We start from the raw sequence: 19,176 nt of genomic DNA on the forward strand, positions 1-19,176 counted from the left end.
AACTAATTCGTAATGATATCCAGGTTCTGTTTCAAATGATTCTTTATTGTGTTTTGCAGCTCTTTCGTGATATTACTAGGATAGGTCCCGGATTGTGTCTCCTCCAGGTTGTTCAAGGTGTTTTGTATGGTATTCAAGGTTTTAAGTATTATCTCACAATTTCCTTTCTTGTAGTGGCTTGAGATGGTAGAAGGGGACTTTCCTAATAGGTTTGCTATCGTTTTCTGTTCATCCAATACGGAAAAAAGTCCCGAAATGAGACGCTGAAGCTTCGTTTGCTCAGCCACTAGTTTCCCTTGATATTCAAGCAGCAGGTTGCTCATCTCCACAGATGCGATGGACATTGCATCCGAATCAGGAAAAAGAAGGATAGGTGACCGATTAGTGGACTGCTTGATTTTCTCATTTGCCATTCTGGCATGTTTCATCAGAGGGTGATTCCACTTATCTATATCAATATCGGAAATATCTTCATCCACATTCCCAAAAGACATGCCGAAGTAGGGTGGCTGATTTGTAAACTTCCAGATTTGACCTATATAAAATGCGACTGTATAAGCAGTGGCATAATGGTCAAAAATACAGACAATTTCATCACCGAGACGGTGCTTGACATGGACATTCGGCAATCCTTTTGTCCAAAGTTTTATGTAAGCTTCCACCGCTTCCAAATAGGAGGAAACTTCTTTCCAATTTCTGCTGGAATCCGTTACATCCATCATAAACACCGATACCGGGCTTTTCATAAGCTGTCCTCCTCCGTCATCCAACAATACGTTCTACTAGTTTATGCAATTATTTTAAATTAATTCGACTATATAATCAAATTATACATTAATTCGATAGATTAATCGAATCAAAGATAAATAGATGATATAATCAAAAAATCTTCATTTCTTGTTGTATTTATCTGGAATATCCATTAGAATAAATAAAAATTAAACAATAAGTTTTGATAGGAATCCAGTAGTGTATTATCTCCCTGTTAGAGAGAGCTGATGGTAGGTGAAAATCAGTACAAAGATAATGGCGAATTACCTCCTTGAACTTCTTTTGTGAACTTAAGAGTAGCAGAAGACGGCCGAACCGTTATTCGTTTGAGTGGAAGAGAAATCTTCAACAAAGGGTGGTACCGCGTAAACCACGTCCCTTTCTTAGGGGCGTGGTTTTTTTATTTTATATAGGTGGAGGAATTGTTGATGGGGACTGTGATAAATAAGCTGTCGAAAGAGCAACAAATAGAAATGGAGAGGCAATTCACGATATACCAAAATGGGGTATCGGAAATTATACCGGCACATGAAATGAAAGAGAAAATCGGAAAGTCACTTATGACAGGGCGTCCGCTTAAAATCAAGCTCGGTTTGGACCCATCCGCTCCAGACGTACATTTGGGACATACGGTTGTGCTGAATAAGCTGAAACAGTTTCAGGAGAATGGCCACATCATTCAGTTGATCATTGGCGATTTCACGGGGAAGATCGGCGACCCTACCGGCAAATCGACTGCAAGGAAGCAATTGACCAACGAAGAAGTGAAGCACAATGCAAAAACATACTTTGAACAATTCAGCAAGGTACTGGATATGGAGAAAGTGGAGCTATACTACAATTCAAGCTGGCTCTCCAAATTAGGCCTAGAGGACACGATAAACTTATCTGCAAGTATTACAGTTGCTCGATTGTTGGAGAGAAATGACTTTTCGGAAAGATTGGCGGCAGGAAAGCCGATTTCCCTTCATGAGTTTTTCTACCCGCTGATGCAAGGCTATGATTCTGTTGAACTGGAAAGTGATGTGGAGCTTGGCGGAACGGACCAGCATTTCAATGTGCTGATGGGCAGACACCTTCAGGACCATTTCGATAAAGAAAAGCAGGTTGTCATCATGCTGCCTTTATTGGAAGGCTTGGATGGAGTGGAGAAAATGTCTAAGTCCAAGAATAATTACATCGGTGTTGATGAAGAGCCTAACGAGATGTTCGGGAAAATCATGAGCATTCCTGACGAGTTAACATTGAAGTACTTCAATCTGATAACAGATCTGTCGCAAGAAGAGAAGACTGAATTAGCCGAGAAGCTGGAAAAAGGAGACTTACATCCAAGGGATGCGAAGATGCATCTTGGAAAAGTTATTGTGCGAATGTACCATAATGAAGAAGCGGCAAATTTTGCTGAAGAGCATTTTAAGACTGTTTTCCAACGCGGAGCCATACCGGAAGATATACCTGAGATCACATGGAAAGGCAAGAAGTCAATACCAATAATAGATCTGCTAGTCCAATTGGAATTGCAAAGCTCTAAAAGTGAGGCTCGCCGCATGATACAGAATGGTGGAATAAGAATCAATGGCGAAAAGGTGATGGAGGTTGATCTTCTTGTAGGCTTCGAGAAGGACTTTATCATACAGGTAGGGAAAAGGAAGTTTTTAAAGGTGATCATTTCATAGGTCGAGCAGGTTTACCTGCTCGATGCATAAAGAAAAGGACAGCAACGGAGGCATGGAGGATGGAGTCGGAAAAACTAAGGGTGTTTGATGAAAGTGGAAATTGTGTAGGTGTAGAGACCAGAGAAGAGGTACATAAAAAAGGCTATTGGCATGAGACGTTTCATTTCTGGCTTGTCAGCAGGGAAGAGGGGGGAGAATACATCTACTTCCAGCTCAGAAGCAAACAAAAGAAGGACTATCCGAATCTACTGGATATAACAGCGGCTGGACATATTTTGGCTACAGAGACAGTGGAGGCTGGGATCAGGGAAGTGAAGGAAGAGATAGGAATCGATGTAACCATGGGAGATCTCATGCCTTTGGGTGTGATTCCATACACTAACGTTCATCAGGAACTGATAGACCGTGAATTGGCACATGTATTTTTACTAGTCAGGAAGTATGAAATGGAGGATTTCTTTTTGCAACCTGAAGAAGTTTCAGGGATGGTAAAAGTGAGGTTGGATGATATGATTGGACTATGGGAAGGAACGACAGATAAAGTAGAGGCAGAAGGATTTAATATGGCTTCTAACGGGGAAAGAGCAGAATGGAAAGAGTCTGTGAACAAAGGACATTTCGTTCAGCATGAAGACCACTTTTATTTAGAGACTTTTGCAGCTATAAAGATGAAATTGGAGGAGGAATCCCTATGAGTGAAATGAAAGCGGTAATCCCTATACTACGTATTTTCGATGTGGAAAAGGCAGAAGAATTCTATATGGACTTTTTGGGTTTTGAAAGACAATGGGAGCACCGTTTCGAACCGGATTTTCCATTGTATATGGAGGTTTCCAGGGGGGACTGTATTTTGCATCTTTCTGAACACCATGGTGATAGCACACCGGGGTCTGCGGTAAGAATCGAAACGAGTTCTATTGAAGACTACCACAAAGGGCTAATCGGAAAGAACTACCGATTCGCAAGACCCGGCCTAGAGCAAAAACCATGGGGAACCAAGGAAATTTCCGTAGGCGACCCATTTGGCAATCGAATTGTATTTTTCGAGAGAATCAAATAAAAATTTTTAATAAAAAGCAAAAAGCGCAGAACGCCTGCGCTTTTTGCTTTTATTAATACTTCTCTTTGCCTGCCGCTCCCCACAGAAACAACACACCAATCGCCACGACAATGATAAGAGGGGGAGCGATCATAATTAAAAAATTCTCCATTTTAATACCTCCTTACTTTTTACCTTGGACATATTGATTATCAAATAGGAAGAGACGCATTAACAGATAAAGTGATGGAATCAATAAGCATAGACCACCTATGAAAGCGGTAATCAAGGCAATTGCCATTGACTCATTTGTAAACCCGTCATAGATCGTCAAGTATGGATACAAGAGGTATGGCATATGAGATGCCCCGTACCCAAAGAATGCTGTAGCGAATTGAAGCATAACAAAAATGAAAGAGAGTCCAAGACGTTGCTTCTTCCACATCAGAAACACCGCTCCAAGGAAGAAAAGGAAAGAAAGACTGAACATCCAGGAGAGATTCAGCATCCTTTCAAAGTGGCTCGGATTGTGGTCGCTGAGTGCGAAGAATACGAGCACACTTGCCAGGATGGTAGGAAGGCTCCAGTTAAGCGCATATTTGCGCAACACTTCAAAAGCTTTTTCGTCTTTGGCTGTTTTTGCATAGAATGCAAGAAAATAAGCGGATATATATAGCACACTGACCAGTGCCAAAATGACAACCGTCCAGGAATAGAAGCTTGAGAATAAAGCACCATAATCCAATGTTACCACATCACCGGCAAGGCTGATGAATCCACCTTCAGATATGGTCAATACAACAGAAAGCGCTGCTGGTATCAATAGTCCGGTAGCTCCATATAAAAGCTGATAAAATTTGCTGCCTTTTGCACCATAGTGATGGAAGGCATAATAACTTCCACGGATCGCCAACAGGATAATCGCAATACTACCTGGTATCAACAAAGTTGTTCCGTAATAATAGGCTGTGGAAGGGAAGAAGCCGACAATCCCTATAAAGAAGAAAACAAGAAACACATTGGTGACCTCCCAAACAGGAGAGAGGTAACGGACAATCACTTTATCAATGAGATGGTCCTTCTTTGTAACAGTAGAATAGTAGCTGAAAAATCCGGCACCAAAGTCAATTGAAGCAACAATCAAATATCCATATAGAAATGTCCATAAAACCGTAATACCTACAACTTCATAACTCATATTTTCCCCTCCTTTACTCCATGCCTTTGTCTTGCAGTTCTTTTTCGACTGGATTATTTTTAAACATTCTTCTTAGTACCATAATACATGTTGTACAAAGTACAGCATAAAGAATGATGAACAGCACCAGCATAAGATCGACATGCTCGGATGTGGTAGCCCCTTCTGAAACAGTCATATATCCGACAAGCAGCCACGGCTGTCTTCCTAGCTCCGCAAAGAACCAGCCCATCTCAATGGCAAGCAATGCTAATGGGGAGCCTGCCGCTATTGCCCAAAGTAGCGGCCTGTTCCATTCATTCCATTTTTTAACCTTGGCAATAACAACATAAAGGATAGAGACAAGGGCCAGGAACATTCCGATACCAACCATCAGGTCAAAGAAGTAGTGTACGACCATAGGCGGAAGCTCTTCTTCAGGAAATTCCTCGAGTCCGATTACCTCAGATCTTGGGTCACCATGCGCAAGGATACTTAAGGCATATGGAATTTCAAGTGCATACTTGACTTTGTTGTCCTCAGTCAGATATCCGCCGATAAGTAGAGGTGCCTCAGTCGAAGTTTCAAAATGCCATTCGGCAGCAGCCAGTTTTTCAGGCTGATATTCTGCTAGATATTTACCGGACAAATCCCCAATTACCGCAGTGGAAATGGCGAATACGGCTGCAGCTGTCATTGTCAGATGCAGTGCTTTTTTATGATAAACATGATTTCTTCCACGCAAAATCGCAATGGCGGCAATTCCCGCCAGAACAAATGCTGTCGTCAAATAAGCTGAAGATAACACATGTGCCACTTTGGTTGGTGTGGCCGGGTTGAACATTGCGCCCAAGGGACTAATATTCGTAAGTACACCATTCTCGATTTCGAATCCACTGGGTGAATTCATGAAGCTGTTGACAGTGGATATAAAGAAGCCAGAAGCCATGGCACCAATAGCCACAGGAATCAACAAGATAAAATGATAGATTTTCTTTTTAAATCGATCCCAAGTATATAAGTAGATACCTAGAAAAATAGCTTCAAAGAAGAAAGCGAAGGTCTCCATGAACAACGGGAGACTGATTACATGTCCTGCAAGCTGCATCAAATTCGGCCATAAAAGGCTTAATTGCAGGCCGATGGCCGTACCCGTCACAACACCCACTGCAACGGTGATGACAAATCCGCGGGCCCACCTGCGTGCTAGAAGGCGATAATGTTCGTCATTCCGTTTGATGCCCATCCATTCCGCAAGAGCAATCATTAGTGGAACACCCACCCCGACAGTTGCGAAGATAACGTGGACCGCAAGCGTCAGACCAGTTAAAATTCTGCTGTATATCACCGGATCATACTCTAAACCAAACATAATTTCACTCCTTTTATCACTGATAGAACCAACAATAATAATTTCTTAACAAAAGTATACAACAGTTTGCTCAATACTTCACAATATAAGTTTTAAGTTCTTGTATGTTCTTAAGTATATTCCCTTTTCCCTTTTAACAAAACAGGGTAGAGCACACACTTTTTGACAACTTTATGGCAGGACAGCGACGAATTTGTGACCGGCAAACAAGAAAAACAGACATGGTACTAACGTCCCTACAAGTACACCTTATTGGAAATTTTCACAGAAAAATGTATATAAATACAGAAAATGATGGTAAAATATTCTTATAATTCAAACAAAGGGTGTTGGCATTGAGAAACGGAGAAATGATCGATTACTACCGGAACAAAAAAGGCATCTCACAGGAAAATATATCTCAAGGGATTATCCCCGCTTCACACCTATCGGATATTGTGGACAAACTGTTAAGCTGCTATGAGAGTACTGTCAGACAGGACCCGAAAGAATCATGGAAAAAACTGAACTATATTAATGAGGAATACAATATAAGAAATCAAACCATGCATCAAGATACAATGCTGCTATATTTATGCGTAAAACTGAAATATTCCCTATTAATCCTTGATAAGAAGGTAATTGACAGCCTTTATAATCAAATATCCGACCTTCCGACAAGCAAAAATACCCTTTTCGAATATATTCGGAAGAAGACGATCGGGATATACTATTATCGGGTAAATGACAACCTACAATCCATATTCACTTTAAAACAGGCCTTGGAGATGCATAATAAACTTTCATTATCCGAAGAAGATAGGGGGGAGCTATTTTATCAGATTGCATTGACAAGCCAAAAAACATCCGATTACTTCGAAGCGATTACCTATGCTGAAAAAGCGCTTACAATTTATCAATCCCTTTACTATAACCGGAGATCAGCAGAGTGCCACGTTATTCTTGGATTGAGCTATCATAAAGTCCATCAATTGGAAAAGGCAGAGGAAAACTATCTATATGCAAAAAAAATCGGTGTAGACCTGAAGGATGTCTATCTGGAATCCATGGCCTTGCATAATCTCGGCTGTATGCAATCTTTCTTAGGGAACTCAGAAGATGCAATCTATTATTTTTTGGAATCCCTTAAACTTAAAAGGGAGGAAAATAGAAGTTTGTTTTCCATCAATACCCTTGTGAAAGAGTATTACAAGCTTAATCAATTTGAATTTGCTCTTGGCTGGGCGGAAGAGGGCTTGGTTTTGGCCCAAAGAAATAAAATAGAGGAATATATTATACATTTTAATGTTCACATATATTTAATAACTAAGAATCCTGAAATCGAAAAATATATATCCAATTATGTGATCGATTATTTTACAAGAGCAGGAGACAAAGATAATGTAGCCAAATATGCTGAGATTTTGGCAAAATATTATACATCGTCTGACAGATACCAGTCAGCCTGTGAATATTACGAATTAAGTTTAAAAGTTTGGAAGAATAAAACCACCCTCATATAATATTGAAGCCCGATACTTTTCACTATGACACACCATTTTAAATAAGGTGTGTTTTTTTCTATTCATTTAGGGGAAAAAGACTTCTATTTAATTGAATAAAATCAGGTTTAGGAGTGGTTGCAGATGTTCGGATTTAATGATCTTTGGAAGTTCTTTGTCTCTTTCTTTTTTGTTCTGCCAACTGTCACCATCCTACATGAATTAGGGCATTTTTTCTTTGCAAAATTATTTGGCGGCAAAGTGATTGTTCATATCGGTACTGGAAATGTATTGTTTAAAATTGGCTCCCTCAGAATTAGAAAGCTTTACTTTTATGATGGTTGGTGTGAATATATCTCAGTCAGTAATAGAGCAGGGAAAATGGAAAAAACATTGGTATATTTAGGAGGGTCCTTGTTTAACATAGCCTCCATCCTAATTTTGAATGGATTGATTATGAAAGGGATTCTCGAGCCTAATATCCTAATATATCAGTTCACCTACTTTTCCTTTTATTATGTCTTTTTCTCCCTGTTTCCCATCAACCATCTGAATGGATGTCCAAGCGATGGAATGGCTGCTTTATATGTAATGACCAACAAAAAGTTCGAGAAAAATCCATCGAACTGAAAAAGATGGGGGCTCCCCTGTTCTTGCGCTTCCATTTTGGCCATACTTTAGAATAAATGGAATGTGGAGGAGAACGAAATATGAGAATGATGGCACTTTTATTAATATTGATTGCAGGCATTAGTTCCATAGGATGTTCCATGAAAGAAATGAAAGAGATGGAAGCCCCTGAACCTGTTGTGGAAAAGGAATTAAGCGCAGAGGATACTGCCCTTGCTGCTGTAAAGCTATTAAAAGAAAGAGACTTTTCTGCTTTAAAAGACCTGATCCATCCTACCAAAGGTGTCCGCTTTACCCCGTATGGCTATATAGATGTGGAAAAAAATCTCGTGTTTTCAGCGGGTGAGGTAGGTGCCCTTAAAGAGAATCAGCAGATCTATCTATGGGGGAATATGATGGCACAGGCGACCCGATTGAGTTGTCCTTCCATGAATACTATAAAAAGTTTGTCTATGATGCTGACTATATACAAGCAGAGGAAATATCCATTAACAAGAGACTTGGTCATGGCAATAGCATAGATAACAGCATGGAGGTTTATCCGGGTGCAACGGTCGTAGAGTTTCATTTTCCCGGATTCGAGGAGAAGTATGAGGGGATGGATTGGAAGAGCCTCCGGGTAGTAATAGAAAAGCTTGATGACAAATGGTATGTGGTGGGAATCATTCATGATCAATGGACGATTTGAAGAAAAATGATTTAGAATGTACTTGAAATAAGTACATTCTTTTTGGTACGACAAAACTATGTTTTTACATTACTTTCCTATTAAATATGGTAAAATAGCAGAAAGACAAAACTTCCCTACAGAAAAAAGAGGTTTACATTATGCAAAAAAGATATTTGATTTTTCAAAAAGGATCTGGGATCAACCCGTATATATGGAGTGTTTTCAGTATCCTGCCGTTTTATTTCATCTTTCAATCCTCCTCTACACTTGAGGTTATTATCGGAATCATCCTGACTATCCTATTTTTTGTCTCTTACCGTTTTGCGTTTTTATCGAAAAAATGGCCGGTCTATCTTTGGACTTGTATATTGATTGCCATTTCCATTACCATGACCATCGTTTTTCATTTTATTTATTTCGCTTTTTACATCGCTTACTATAATGGGAAAATAAAAAATAGAATAGCATTTATCACGCTTTATATTATTCATCTCGTCGCAACAACCGTTGCAATCAATATCAACCTGGCATTAAGGGATGATCTATTCCTGACTCAATTACCGTTTATCGTAATTATCTGGATCAGCGTTATCCTTTTACCTTTTAATCTTTTCAACAAAGGAAAGCAAGACAGACTGGAAGCACAACTGGATGTTGCAAACAAGCGTATTTCCGAGCTGGTGAAGCAAGAGGAGAGACAGAGGATTGCAAGGGACCTGCACGATACTTTAGGGCAAAAGCTTTCACTTATTGGACTTAAAAGTGATTTGGCGCGGAAGCTAATCAATAAAAATCCCGAGCAGGCAAAAAATGAGCTGAAGGATGTCCAGCAGACCGCAAGAACAGCTTTGAATGAAGTGAGGAAAATGGTCTCCCAGATGCGCGGAATTCGACTGAAGGAAGAAATGGTTCGCGTAAGACAAATCTTGGATGCAGCAGAAATTGCGTGCACGAGTGATCATGACCTTCCGTTGAAAAACAGCTCACTGTTTCTGGAAAATATATTAAGTATGTGTCTAAAAGAATCTGTTACAAATGTGGTGAAACACAGTAAGGCAACCGAATGTCATATTCAGATAGAGCAAAAAGGGAAAGAGCTGCGCCTAACTATCAAAGATAATGGGATCGGTATGAAAGAGGAACAGGATCTTTTGAAAGGCAGCGGCATATCTGGTATGAAGGAACGACTTGAGTTTGTGAATGGTACACTGGAGATAGAAGCAGAAGAAGGGACCACCGTTCTCATCAAAGTACCGAATGTTGTGATGCAAAGAGATAAGGGGGAGTATGTATGATTCGTATTGTAATAGCCGAGGATCAGAGAATGATGCTGGGTGCTTTAGGTTCATTGCTGGATTTGGAAGATGATATGGAAGTGGTGGGCATGGCCGGAAACGGAGAGGAGGCCATTGCCCTTTACAATCAATACAAGCCGGATATTTGCATGATGGATATTGAAATGCCCTTGAAGACGGGGTTGGATGCAGCGGAAGAATTAAAGGGGACGGATTGCAAAGTCATCATTTTAACAACGTTTGCCCGCACCGGCTATTTCCAGCGTGCATTAAAAGCCGGCGTGAAAGGGTATTTGTTGAAAGATAGTCCAAGTGAAGAGCTTGCAAGCTCTATTCGCAGCATCATGGAGGGAAAACGGGTCTATGCTCCTGAGCTGATGGATGATGTATATGGAGAGGAAAACCCATTGACCGATAGAGAAAAGGCGGTACTTGAGCTTGTGGCAGATGGAAAGAATACACAGGAAATTGCAGAAGAGCTCAGCATCAAAAGCGGCACGGTAAGAAATTATATTTCTACCATTCTCGATAAGCTCGAAGTGAAAAACAGAATTGAGGCCATTACTCAATCCAAGGAAAAGGGATGGTTCAAATAATATTATATTCGAGAAACGGACTCCATGAGGACCGTTTTTTATTTTTTGTTAATCTTGGTTATGTTATAGTTAGGAAGCAAAATAGCAACTTAATAGAAGAGAGACGTGATCTACATGCCTGACTTTTTACAATTGGGAATTAAAAAAGAAGTGAACCATACATTGAAATCCCTTGGACTTGTCACACCAACACCCATACAGGAAAAAACGATTCCAGCCGTATTGGACGGAAAAGATATTATTGCACAAGCGCAGACAGGTACAGGAAAGACTTTGGCGTTTGTCCTGCCGATCCTCGAGAAGATTGATGTTAACAATACCGATACACAAGCTTTAATCTTAACACCTACTCGTGAGCTTGCTCATCAGATAACGAAAGAAATTAAGAAGATGATGGAAAACATAGATGGAGTGAGTGTACTTGCGATATTTGGTGGACAGGACGTCCAGCATCAACTGAAGAAGCTGAAAGGTGCGCAACATATCATTGTGGCGACACCAGGAAGACTTTTGGATCATGTCAGACGTGGGACGATTGATCTTTCGACTTTGAACATGCTTGTCATAGATGAAGCAGATCAGATGTTGTTGATGGGCTTTTTGCCTGATGTGGATACGATTATCCACGAAACATTCCCATCCCGCCAGACTCTTTTATTTTCCGCGACCATCCCTAAGGAAATTCATGCACTAGCCAATAAGTATATGAAAATCCCTGAGCATATTGAAATCAAAGAAAAACAGGTTACTGTCCATAAGATCAAGCAGTACGCTGTTGAAACCACCGACAGACGCAAAGAAGGTACTTTGCTGCACCTGATACAGGAGCATCAGCCATATTTGGCCATCATTTTCTGTCGGACAAAAGCAAGGGTGGAAAAATTAAATGCTACCCTTAAGGAAAAAGGTTTTTTAACGGATGAACTGCACGGGAATATCCCTCAATCCAAGCGCCAACGTGCGATGAGGAACTTCCGCGATGCCAAGCTACAGTATCTTGTTGCAACGGATGTAGCGGCAAGAGGGCTCGATGTAGAAGGTGTCACACACGTCTATAACTATGATGTCCCAGAAGATGTAGAGACGTACATACATAGAACCGGGAGAACAGGCAGAGCAAGCGGTGATGGTGCTGCTTATACTTTGTTTGCACCAAGAGACGTAGATAATCTACAGTTGATTGAAAAGGGAATCCAGCAGACGTTGGAGCGAGTCGTCATCAAAGGAATCAGCATTCCAGATCGCGACGATTATGACAAGGAAAGAGAAATGAACATTAAAAAAGCAAGAAAAACAGCTCAGAAGAAAAAAGAATTTACCGCTAGTCAAAAACAAGAATTCAATAGAAGAAAACGATAGTAGAGAAAGGATGTCAGATATGAACATTACCGGACATGAAGCAGAAAAACTGAAGGACCCGACAGGAATATTGACTGGAGACCGCTATGAATTCCTCATAGACATCGAAATTCCGGAAGATGACGAGATGCATATGGAGAATGGTGTCTTTATCAAAGCGATTGTCGCAGTAGATGACAACGGTACAAGAATTGTCCAGTATCATCTCTACGAGAATACAACCAACACCTTGCTTGACTTTGAATTGGAAGAGGAAGAGCTGGCAATGGTGAAGGAGTATTGCATAAAGCAGCTCGATAATGGTGTCTTTTAAGCAAAAGGACAACACTGGCGAGAGTTAGGGCAATAGACGGATAATTTCAATGATTCCACCTAATAGTTGATAGTTGCATTTCAATCTATTCTCCTGTACTATAGTAAAACAAGCTGCGATGCACGTAACCATAACAAAGTTTTAACCTTTATACTTAACTAGGGAGTTTTATATAAAAGCAGGAATGTCAAGCCTCCGAGATAGAGGACGACAGGAATGTTTTTGCGAACACCCACTTTCAGGAGTGGTGGTTTAAAACTTTCTTATACTAAGTTACGGCAGTTGTGGCTTGTACTTCCATACTAATTTAAACCTAAAACTACCCAGCATCCGATTCGGACGCTGGGTTTTCTTTTGCTATTATGGCGTTTTCGTAAATGCAGGCATTCTACCAGCCCATGGACGTGCCTCCTCAAGCTGACCTGCAAGACGGAACAGAGTGGCCTCGTCGCCGTATGGGGCAAAAAATTGAACACCGATAGGTAGATTGTCATCATTCCAATATAGAGGCACATTCATCGCCGGTATCCCAGTCGCATTGGCAAGAGGGGTATAGGGAACCCAGCCATTCGCTAGCCTTGAATACTCCTCAAGATCCCCCTTGTATACCAATTCCCCTATTTTTACAGGTGGTTTTGATAGGGTCGGTGTTAAAAGCAAGTCATAGTCGGTGAAGAATCGTGCCATTGTACCTGCCAATTGCTGCATATAGGACATGGCAGTCAGGGTTTCCACCCCGGTATACTTTGCTCCAGCCTGACCTATTTCCCAAGTCAGGCGTTCAAAATGCTCAACGCTTGCCTCTTTTCCGACAAGTGCTGGGAGAGAAGCGATTCCGAGCGTTACCATCTGATACCATAAAACGGTAAAGGCTTTCGTAAATGCCTCCACATTCACTGCCGGACTTGCTTCTTCCACATGGTGACCAAGATCTGTACACAATTTAGCTGCATCCACTACCGCATCCCTGCAATCGGGATCAATTGGCTTGCCATCGAAAGTGGTTGTTAGAAAACCTATGCGAAGCCTACCAGGATTGGTGGTAACTTCTTTGATAAAAGACTGACTAGGTGAGGGTGCTATATATGGATCTCCAAGTCCTGTCCCATGTGTAGCATCTAGTAATGCCGCACTATCACGGACACTCTTCGAGACACAATGACTGACACCCAATCCGAAAGTATCGGGGTTTCTTGGGTTTCGTCCTCTACTGATTTTCATTCCGAAAATTCCACAGCAGGAAGCAGGTATTCGGATAGAACCACCGCCATCAGAGGCATGGGCCATGGGAACAATTCCGGCTGCCACCGCAGCAGCAGATCCACCGCTCGAACCTCCAGCTGTAAGGCTAAGATTCCAGGGATTTCGAGTTGGACCATAAAGCTCCGGTTCGGTAATTGGTTGAATGCCAAGCTCACATGTGTTCGTTTTTCCAATTATAATCAATCCGGACCTGCGTAGCCGTGAAGACAATACGGAATCTGTCGGACATAAGAAATCCTTTAAAAGTCTCGAACCACCTGTATATGGTGCTCCGGCAAAAAACTCCAAGTCTTTCATTAGGAAAGGAACACCTGCAAAGGGTGAAGACAGATCATACGATTCAGCCAAGCTCCTTGCTTCATCAAACATCTCGATTATTACGGCATTGATGAGGGGATTGACCTGCTTACTCCTGTCAATAGCCGATTCCACCAGTTCAATAGGCTTTACTTCTTTCTTTTTTACTAGTTCACTAAGGCCGATTGCATCCATCTCCATATAATCTTTCATATGTACACCTCATTTCTGTAGTATGACTATTAATAGATTAGCACATTATGGTAAGATGGGAAGGTCCATTTTCTACTGTACGAAGGTATATTAATTTTCGTAAAAGGGAAGATAGGATAATAGTGAATATCATTGATAGCAATGGAAGGGAGATATAAGGATGGATAAAGTGGAAGTAGGAGATATTTTCATCGTTCAGGATGAAAATGACCAGGACCAGGAACTTGAAGTATTAGGAACAATGGATGTGGAGGGCACCACATATGTAGCTGTAGCGTTTGTTGAAGAAATCGAGAAACAGACGACTGGTGACGTAGATATCTTTTTCTTGAAAGTAGAAGAGGATGGGGAACTCTCCGAAATAGAGTCAGACGAAGAATTTGATAAAGTTTCCTCTGCATTCGAGGGAGTAGTAGAAGAGCAAGAATAAAAAGCAGGAAAGTAGAACAAGTACCTTACAAGGTGCCTGTCCTACTTTCTTTTTTTATTGTCTAAGGCATGTTCATCAAATAAGACCATATGATGTAGAGAAGCCTCAACGCTTCAGTAATGAAGATAAAGGGAGGAAAGACAGCATGGATAATTTTTTACTCGTCCTTAATATTTTTCTTTTACTCTTACTGTGTTTTGGGCTGTACAAGATGCAAAAGAAGGGAGTCTCCTTTGCCAAACGTGTATTTGCAGCTCTAGGCATCGGGATTGTTTTCGGTCTGGGATTGCAATACGCATATGGAACAGATTCGGAGGTGCTTTCCGGATCCATCGACTGGTTCAATATCGTCGGATCAGGCTACGTGAAGTTTCTTCAGATGATTGTCATGCCGCTTGTCTTTATCAGCATTATCGCCGCTTTTACGCGACTGACGCTAAAAAGCAATATAGGAAAAGTGAGTGCTCTTATCATCGGTATATTGCTCGGCACGACAGCGATTGCCGCTGCAGTCGGTATCGGTACAACTGTCCTGTTTGATCTAGAAGCAATTGAAATAGAGAAGGGTGATGCAGAAACAGCCAGGGGGGAACAATTGGAATCACGTGCTGGTGACCTTGCTTCCAAAACATTCCCACAACAGATGCTGGATTTATTGCCTGCGAATGTATTCCTTGATTTTACTGGAGCTCGCTCCACTTCGACCATCGCTGTCGTCATATTTGCAGCATTTATCGGTATCGCATATCTTGGGGTTCGCAGGAAGAATGCCGAACAGGCTGAATCTTTTGCCAAACTGGTGGATACCTTCTATACGATTATTATGCGTGTGGTAACGTTGATTCTTCGATTGACACCATATGGAATTTTGGCCATCATGACGCGTGTGACCGCCACCAGTGATTACGGCGCCATCGCTAAGCTTGGGGAGTTTGTAGCAGCTTCCTACGTCGCGCTTCTTATTGTCTTTGGCATTCACCTGCTGCTCTTGATGTTTGCCGGATTGAATCCTTTAACCTATGTAAAGAAGGCATTTCCGGTTCTATCCTTCGCTTTTACATCCAGAACAAGCGCCGGGACGTTACCGTTAAATATTAAAGCGCAAACGAAGGAGCTGGGAGTATCAGACGGTGTAGCAAACTTTGCCGGTTCATTCGGGTTATCCATTGGTCAGAATGGTTGTGCCGGCGTTTATCCTGCGATGCTGGCAGTGATGATTGCACCAACTGTCGGAATCAATCCACTTGATCCATCGTTCTTGTTCATGCTGATATTAGTCGTTGCCATCAGTTCCTTCGGTGTTGCGGGAGTAGGAGGAGGGGCAACATTCGCTGCCATTCTTGTACTATCTGCGATGGATCTGCCGATAGCATTGGCAGGCTTGCTGATTTCCGTTGAACCGCTGATTGATATGGGACGTACTGCACTGAATGTAAGTGGAAGTATGACAGCAGGAGTGCTGACCGGAAAAGCAACCGGAAACCTGGATACCACTGTTTACAATCGTCCACCATCCACTGATTTTGAAGCGGATGCTTGATAAAGATTGAAGGGAAGCGGCAGAGAGATCTGCCGCTTTTTTTCTTTAGCAATCTTCACGCTCGAACTTTTGTTCAAAACAAATGAACAGAAGTGCGGTAATAAATGAAAATACGTTCGTGTACAATGAAATTATTTTCTTTACTCCGCCATTATCTTTGCGATTAATTTTTCATTGACGCTGAACAAATTTTCAAAGCAATAAGAAAAAGCCTCGGAAAGGACCAAGGCTCTTAATAATGCTATTTAATATCACATCATTTAATATTAAAGTTTTCTTTCTCCAACAAGTGCTCCGGTTTCTCCCCGATCGGATCCTGATGGAAGTTTTCACGAATGACTCCATCACGTAAATAGTTGGCGATGGAGACTAAAATCATCCCCTGATCCAAGGAAAGATAAGAGTGTGCCACTTCTCCGGTTGTAAGGTTGACTGTATCATAGAATCCATAATCCTCACCGTAAGCATCAAGTTCTCTTAACGCTTGGATATTGGCAAGAGCTTCGTCCGGTGCGTGCTCAAGTGCCAGGAAGGTGGCGTGTGGAGTAACAGTCGCCTTATCATCATAACCTTCCGTACCGAGTACGGGAACACCAAACTCCCCATAATTATTCCGGATGCCCGCAGGTGAGAAGCCCCATGCTCTGTACTCGTTCTTTTCCGCAAAACGAATCTGTCCTTCAACATGATGCTTGTTGTTTAATCCCAGGGCATTCGTACCCAGCTCATTTTCTTTTAACACCAAACTAGGCATAAGCGCTTCAAACATGCTCCCTCCCCAACTTGGAACATATTTCAATCCATCATATTCATAGTAGCCCTGGTATAGTTCGATTCCATCATACGTTTCCATCTGTCCGGTAGGCCGTTGCTTCTGCCAGTCAAATTCCGGAGGGAATGCACGGTACAGCTTCCACCAGTGCTCTTGGGGAACATCACCTTTTCCGATTGCCAAATAACTTGCAACACGCGGTTCCGTATAAAGCAGTCCATAATGGTGGGAGGTCACGCTTTTCTTTTCTACGTCATAGCCTCCATATAGATGTCCCACTTGCGGGTCGTAGAGGTGGGAATAGTCCATAGCTGCAACTAGCGGATCTGTCATCCCTTTCAAGTCTTCAAAATATTGGCCGGTAACGATCAGTCCAGCAGTCAGCCACCCATTATCGACACTTGAGATAAACTGTCCCCAATCCTTTTTCAGCGAGCCATCCTTCGTGTAGTACCAGTTATAATAGAGCCCATTCCACCTTTCCATTTTCTCCAAAGTATGAAGGGTGGTTTCAATTTTCTCCTCGGCATCCTTTTTTGAAATCAAGTCAAGCTCAACTGCTGACACCATTCCCATCAAATACATTGAAATATTGGTTGGTGAGGTATGCTCCGCTTTAACCTCCTTCGTTTCAAAATCAACCCGGTCCATCGTTAGTCCCGTGGATGAATCAGTATAATCCTCAAAAAATTGAAACGTTTTTTCGGCAGTGACCAGTAATTCCTGATCAAGTTCCCCATCCGCTTTTATTCCTGTATCCATGTATTTTAATACAAGGAAAACAATAGCAACAAGGATAGCTACAGTTATTGCCGAAATTACATATTTTTTCATACAACTATCTCCTTTTCTTATAAAACGGTATAAAACACCCTCAAAAGTGAAACGTTTCGATTTTACGGCATGAAAGGGCATTCATTTCTGTAAATATAACCTTTTTAGGAATTCCTAGCAATACTTTAGAACCAATTATTCAGAATTTATCATACAACACTGTACATATTCCTTTAGCGTAATATTTTTTTCTTTCAAAAGTAATTAATTAGTTGCTTTACAACGGAAAATATATTACTGTTAAAAGTAAGAAAGGGGTGTAAAATTTGGATAATATTAGATTAAATGTTTCCTTGCTAAGAAGGCGTGTCCCAAATTTAACGAGTGCTGCCAAATCCGTCGGTTTACGCCCGGCGACAGTATCAAATCTTTGCACAGGCAAAATTCCGGTAGGAAGGGCGGAGGTCCGCACCTTGGTTGCTCTTGCTGATTTGGCAGGCTGCAGTTTGGATGATTTGATTATCAGAGGGGAGAAGGTAGAAATGATCGAAACGAAAATTAAAGTGGTAGATTTATTTGCGCCATTAACAAAAGGCGGCACTAATGGATTGGTGGCTCGTCCCGGGATGGGGCAACTTGTATTGCTTGCTGAATTATTCTATCGTTTAAAGATGGATGGTTTCACAACCATGCTCCTGAATCCGGAAGGAAATCATCCAGAAGTAAACGACATCAGCAACGAGATAGATATTATTACAAACTCCATTGAAGAAAGCTATGAAAAAGCACTGGCACTAGGAAATTCAAAAGAAATTGCTTTTGCAGCAGACAGAAGCCACGTCCTTTCCGGCAAGATTCAGGAACTACAGGAGAAGCTTGACAATGTAGGCATCCATTCTGTTACAACCTTTTTGGTTGACTTAAGTGGAGAAGTGGTGGATGAGGATCTTCCATTCGGTCCACTTGAAACACTCTGGCAGTTTGATGCGGACCTGGCAGCAAGACACAAATTCCCGGCAATAAATCCCGTCTACTCCACATCCTCTGTCCTCGAAGGAGCACATTTAGATCTGCAGCATCTAAGCATCCAACAGCGTGCACAAAAGTTATTACGCCGCTACAGGGAATTACGGTCTTTGGTAAATGTCAGGGGCACAGATCGACTACCAGAATCCGAGCTACTAACTTTCCAAAGGGGAGAAAGACTGGAAGCTTATCTGACGCAGCCCTTTTATGTAGCGGAGCAGTTCTCCGGGAAAAAAGGGGAATCCGTCAGTCTGCAGGATACCCTTAGTGATGTCAGAAAAATTCTGGACGGCTCTTTAGATACAGTGCAGGTTGATTCTCTAATTTATATTGGTTCATTAAGATAATATATAATGCTATGGACTTCGGTATTGGCACCGGGTCTTTTTTTTATTTTGACTTCTTCCCGACATATTCTTGGGCTACTATGGCAGGATGGTACTTGTGATTTTCATGCTTATTCATGTTTAGGTATAATAGGT

General features: G+C 41.6%; 20 protein-coding genes, 1 other RNA gene and 1 other annotated feature. Of the genes, 15 read left to right on the forward strand and 6 right to left on the reverse strand.

Annotated elements, in window-relative coordinates; genetic code table 11:
- Positions 1 to 2: 2 nt before the first annotated feature.
- Complete coding sequence (locus tag ABN702_RS08990) at positions 3 to 746, reverse strand: hypothetical protein (RefSeq protein ID WP_417900358.1); 744 nt, start codon at positions 744 to 746, stop codon at positions 3 to 5.
- Between the two features lie 197 nt (positions 747 to 943).
- Positions 944 to 1,154: a binding site (T-box leader), on the forward strand.
- Positions 1,155 to 1,199: 45 nt separating this feature from the next.
- On the opposite strand from ABN702_RS08990, the gene tyrS reads away from it, so the two are divergent.
- The 3 genes from tyrS to ABN702_RS09005 are packed head-to-tail and all read left to right on the forward strand — an operon-like array spanning position 1,200 to position 3,507.
- Positions 1,200 to 2,447: a tyrosine--tRNA ligase gene (tyrS, locus tag ABN702_RS08995; protein ID WP_417900359.1), complete on the forward strand. Its 1,248-nt coding sequence runs from the start codon at positions 1,200 to 1,202 to the stop codon at positions 2,445 to 2,447.
- Between the two features lie 59 nt (positions 2,448 to 2,506).
- The gene (locus tag ABN702_RS09000) at positions 2,507 to 3,142 is read left to right on the forward strand and encodes an NUDIX hydrolase (protein WP_417900360.1); all 636 of its coding nucleotides are present in this window, start codon (positions 2,507 to 2,509) and stop codon (positions 3,140 to 3,142) included.
- A gap of 5 nt (positions 3,143 to 3,147) precedes the next feature.
- Positions 3,148 to 3,507 (forward strand): glyoxalase superfamily protein, encoded by a 360-nt coding sequence (locus ABN702_RS09005; RefSeq protein ID WP_417900868.1) that lies wholly within the window; start codon positions 3,148 to 3,150, stop codon positions 3,505 to 3,507.
- Positions 3,508 to 3,559: 52 nt separating this feature from the next.
- Here ABN702_RS09005 and cydS read toward each other — a convergent pair whose 3' ends face one another.
- The 3 genes from cydS to ABN702_RS09020 are packed head-to-tail and all read right to left on the reverse strand — an operon-like array spanning position 3,560 to position 6,035.
- Positions 3,560 to 3,658: a cytochrome bd oxidase small subunit CydS gene (cydS, locus tag ABN702_RS09010; RefSeq protein ID WP_417900361.1), complete on the reverse strand. Its 99-nt coding sequence runs from the start codon at positions 3,656 to 3,658 to the stop codon at positions 3,560 to 3,562.
- 12 nt (positions 3,659 to 3,670) lie between these two features.
- Positions 3,671 to 4,684, reverse strand: coding sequence for a cytochrome d ubiquinol oxidase subunit II (locus ABN702_RS09015; RefSeq protein ID WP_417900362.1), 1,014 nt, complete (start codon positions 4,682 to 4,684; stop codon positions 3,671 to 3,673).
- 13 nt (positions 4,685 to 4,697) lie between these two features.
- The gene (locus ABN702_RS09020; RefSeq protein WP_417900363.1) at positions 4,698 to 6,035 is read right to left on the reverse strand and encodes a cytochrome ubiquinol oxidase subunit I; all 1,338 of its coding nucleotides are present in this window, start codon (positions 6,033 to 6,035) and stop codon (positions 4,698 to 4,700) included.
- 335 nt (positions 6,036 to 6,370) lie between these two features.
- Between ABN702_RS09020 and ABN702_RS09025 the strand changes: the two genes are divergently transcribed.
- The 9 genes from ABN702_RS09025 (at position 6,371) to ssrS (ending at position 12,674) form a co-directional block, all read left to right on the forward strand.
- Complete coding sequence (locus ABN702_RS09025; protein ID WP_417900364.1) at positions 6,371 to 7,537, forward strand: tetratricopeptide repeat protein; 1,167 nt, start codon at positions 6,371 to 6,373, stop codon at positions 7,535 to 7,537.
- A gap of 123 nt (positions 7,538 to 7,660) precedes the next feature.
- Positions 7,661 to 8,146 carry a hypothetical protein gene (locus tag ABN702_RS09030; protein WP_417900365.1) on the forward strand — a complete coding sequence of 162 codons (486 nt, stop codon included), beginning with the start codon at positions 7,661 to 7,663 and terminating at the stop codon, positions 8,144 to 8,146.
- Between the two features lie 80 nt (positions 8,147 to 8,226).
- Entirely contained in the window at positions 8,227 to 8,667 is a 441-nt protein-coding gene (locus tag ABN702_RS09035; protein WP_417900366.1) for a hypothetical protein, read from the forward strand.
- Positions 8,668 to 8,675: 8 nt separating this feature from the next.
- The gene (locus ABN702_RS09040; RefSeq protein ID WP_417900367.1) at positions 8,676 to 8,834 is read left to right on the forward strand and encodes a hypothetical protein; all 159 of its coding nucleotides are present in this window, start codon (positions 8,676 to 8,678) and stop codon (positions 8,832 to 8,834) included.
- 140 nt (positions 8,835 to 8,974) lie between these two features.
- On the forward strand, positions 8,975 to 10,111 hold the full coding sequence (locus ABN702_RS09045; RefSeq protein ID WP_417900368.1) for a histidine kinase: 1,137 nt from the start codon (positions 8,975 to 8,977) through the stop codon (positions 10,109 to 10,111).
- A complete protein-coding gene (locus ABN702_RS09050; protein WP_417900369.1) occupies positions 10,108 to 10,707 on the forward strand; it encodes a response regulator in 600 nt (199 codons plus the stop codon). Before ABN702_RS09045 ends, ABN702_RS09050 begins: the two co-directional genes overlap by 4 nt.
- Before the next feature lie 114 nt (positions 10,708 to 10,821).
- Entirely contained in the window at positions 10,822 to 12,066 is a 1,245-nt protein-coding gene (locus tag ABN702_RS09055; RefSeq protein ID WP_417900370.1) for a DEAD/DEAH box helicase, read from the forward strand.
- A gap of 19 nt (positions 12,067 to 12,085) precedes the next feature.
- Complete coding sequence (locus ABN702_RS09060) at positions 12,086 to 12,379, forward strand: DUF6509 family protein (protein ID WP_417900371.1); 294 nt, start codon at positions 12,086 to 12,088, stop codon at positions 12,377 to 12,379.
- Positions 12,380 to 12,486: 107 nt separating this feature from the next.
- Positions 12,487 to 12,674: non-coding RNA, 6S RNA (gene ssrS, locus ABN702_RS09065), on the forward strand.
- 65 nt (positions 12,675 to 12,739) lie between these two features.
- On the opposite strand, the gene ABN702_RS09070 is transcribed toward ssrS, so the two are convergent.
- Positions 12,740 to 14,152, reverse strand: coding sequence for an amidase (locus tag ABN702_RS09070; RefSeq protein ID WP_417900372.1), 1,413 nt, complete (start codon positions 14,150 to 14,152; stop codon positions 12,740 to 12,742).
- A 160-nt stretch (positions 14,153 to 14,312) separates the two neighbouring features.
- On the opposite strand from ABN702_RS09070, the gene ABN702_RS09075 reads away from it, so the two are divergent.
- Together ABN702_RS09075 and ABN702_RS09080 are read left to right on the forward strand one after the other, a co-directional pair.
- Positions 14,313 to 14,582, forward strand: coding sequence for a DUF1292 domain-containing protein (locus ABN702_RS09075; protein WP_417900373.1), 270 nt, complete (start codon positions 14,313 to 14,315; stop codon positions 14,580 to 14,582).
- A gap of 145 nt (positions 14,583 to 14,727) precedes the next feature.
- Complete coding sequence (locus ABN702_RS09080; protein WP_417900374.1) at positions 14,728 to 16,122, forward strand: L-cystine transporter; 1,395 nt, start codon at positions 14,728 to 14,730, stop codon at positions 16,120 to 16,122.
- Positions 16,123 to 16,378: 256 nt separating this feature from the next.
- Here ABN702_RS09080 and ABN702_RS09085 read toward each other — a convergent pair whose 3' ends face one another.
- Positions 16,379 to 17,728, reverse strand: a complete 1,350-nt coding sequence (locus ABN702_RS09085; protein ID WP_417900375.1) for a glucoamylase family protein — start codon at positions 17,726 to 17,728, stop codon at positions 16,379 to 16,381.
- A gap of 266 nt (positions 17,729 to 17,994) precedes the next feature.
- Between ABN702_RS09085 and ABN702_RS09090 the strand changes: the two genes are divergently transcribed.
- On the forward strand, positions 17,995 to 19,041 hold the full coding sequence (locus tag ABN702_RS09090) for a hypothetical protein (RefSeq protein WP_417900376.1): 1,047 nt from the start codon (positions 17,995 to 17,997) through the stop codon (positions 19,039 to 19,041).
- Positions 19,042 to 19,176: the final 135 nt, after the last annotated feature.

Source organism: Bacillus haimaensis (assembly GCF_048270625.1).
Classification (GTDB): Bacteria; Bacillota; Bacilli; order Bacillales; family Bacillaceae_I; genus Sutcliffiella_A; species Sutcliffiella_A haimaensis.

What these genes read in the sequence shown, in the direction of transcription:
- ABN702_RS08990 (WP_417900358.1), bottom strand. Translation starts at nt 746, where the DNA reads ATGAAAAGCCCGGTATCGGTGTTTATGATGGATGTAACGGATTCCAGC.
- tyrS (WP_417900359.1), top strand. Translation starts at nt 1,200, where the DNA reads ATGGGGACTGTGATAAATAAGCTGTCGAAAGAGCAACAAATAGAAATG.
- ABN702_RS09000 (WP_417900360.1), top strand. Translation starts at nt 2,507, where the DNA reads ATGGAGTCGGAAAAACTAAGGGTGTTTGATGAAAGTGGAAATTGTGTA.
- ABN702_RS09005 (WP_417900868.1), top strand. Translation starts at nt 3,148, where the DNA reads ATGAAAGCGGTAATCCCTATACTACGTATTTTCGATGTGGAAAAGGCA.
- cydS (WP_417900361.1), bottom strand. Translation starts at nt 3,658, where the DNA reads ATGGAGAATTTTTTAATTATGATCGCTCCCCCTCTTATCATTGTCGTG.
- ABN702_RS09015 (WP_417900362.1), bottom strand. Translation starts at nt 4,684, where the DNA reads ATGAGTTATGAAGTTGTAGGTATTACGGTTTTATGGACATTTCTATAT.
- ABN702_RS09020 (WP_417900363.1), bottom strand. Translation starts at nt 6,035, where the DNA reads ATGTTTGGTTTAGAGTATGATCCGGTGATATACAGCAGAATTTTAACT.
- ABN702_RS09030 (WP_417900365.1), top strand. Translation starts at nt 7,661, where the DNA reads ATGTTCGGATTTAATGATCTTTGGAAGTTCTTTGTCTCTTTCTTTTTT.
- ABN702_RS09035 (WP_417900366.1), top strand. Translation starts at nt 8,227, where the DNA reads ATGAGAATGATGGCACTTTTATTAATATTGATTGCAGGCATTAGTTCC.
- ABN702_RS09040 (WP_417900367.1), top strand. Translation starts at nt 8,676, where the DNA reads ATGGAGGTTTATCCGGGTGCAACGGTCGTAGAGTTTCATTTTCCCGGA.
- ABN702_RS09045 (WP_417900368.1), top strand. Translation starts at nt 8,975, where the DNA reads ATGCAAAAAAGATATTTGATTTTTCAAAAAGGATCTGGGATCAACCCG.
- ABN702_RS09050 (WP_417900369.1), top strand. Translation starts at nt 10,108, where the DNA reads ATGATTCGTATTGTAATAGCCGAGGATCAGAGAATGATGCTGGGTGCT.
- ABN702_RS09055 (WP_417900370.1), top strand. Translation starts at nt 10,822, where the DNA reads ATGCCTGACTTTTTACAATTGGGAATTAAAAAAGAAGTGAACCATACA.
- ABN702_RS09060 (WP_417900371.1), top strand. Translation starts at nt 12,086, where the DNA reads ATGAACATTACCGGACATGAAGCAGAAAAACTGAAGGACCCGACAGGA.
- ABN702_RS09070 (WP_417900372.1), bottom strand. Translation starts at nt 14,152, where the DNA reads ATGAAAGATTATATGGAGATGGATGCAATCGGCCTTAGTGAACTAGTA.
- ABN702_RS09075 (WP_417900373.1), top strand. Translation starts at nt 14,313, where the DNA reads ATGGATAAAGTGGAAGTAGGAGATATTTTCATCGTTCAGGATGAAAAT.
- ABN702_RS09080 (WP_417900374.1), top strand. Translation starts at nt 14,728, where the DNA reads ATGGATAATTTTTTACTCGTCCTTAATATTTTTCTTTTACTCTTACTG.
- ABN702_RS09085 (WP_417900375.1), bottom strand. Translation starts at nt 17,728, where the DNA reads ATGAAAAAATATGTAATTTCGGCAATAACTGTAGCTATCCTTGTTGCT.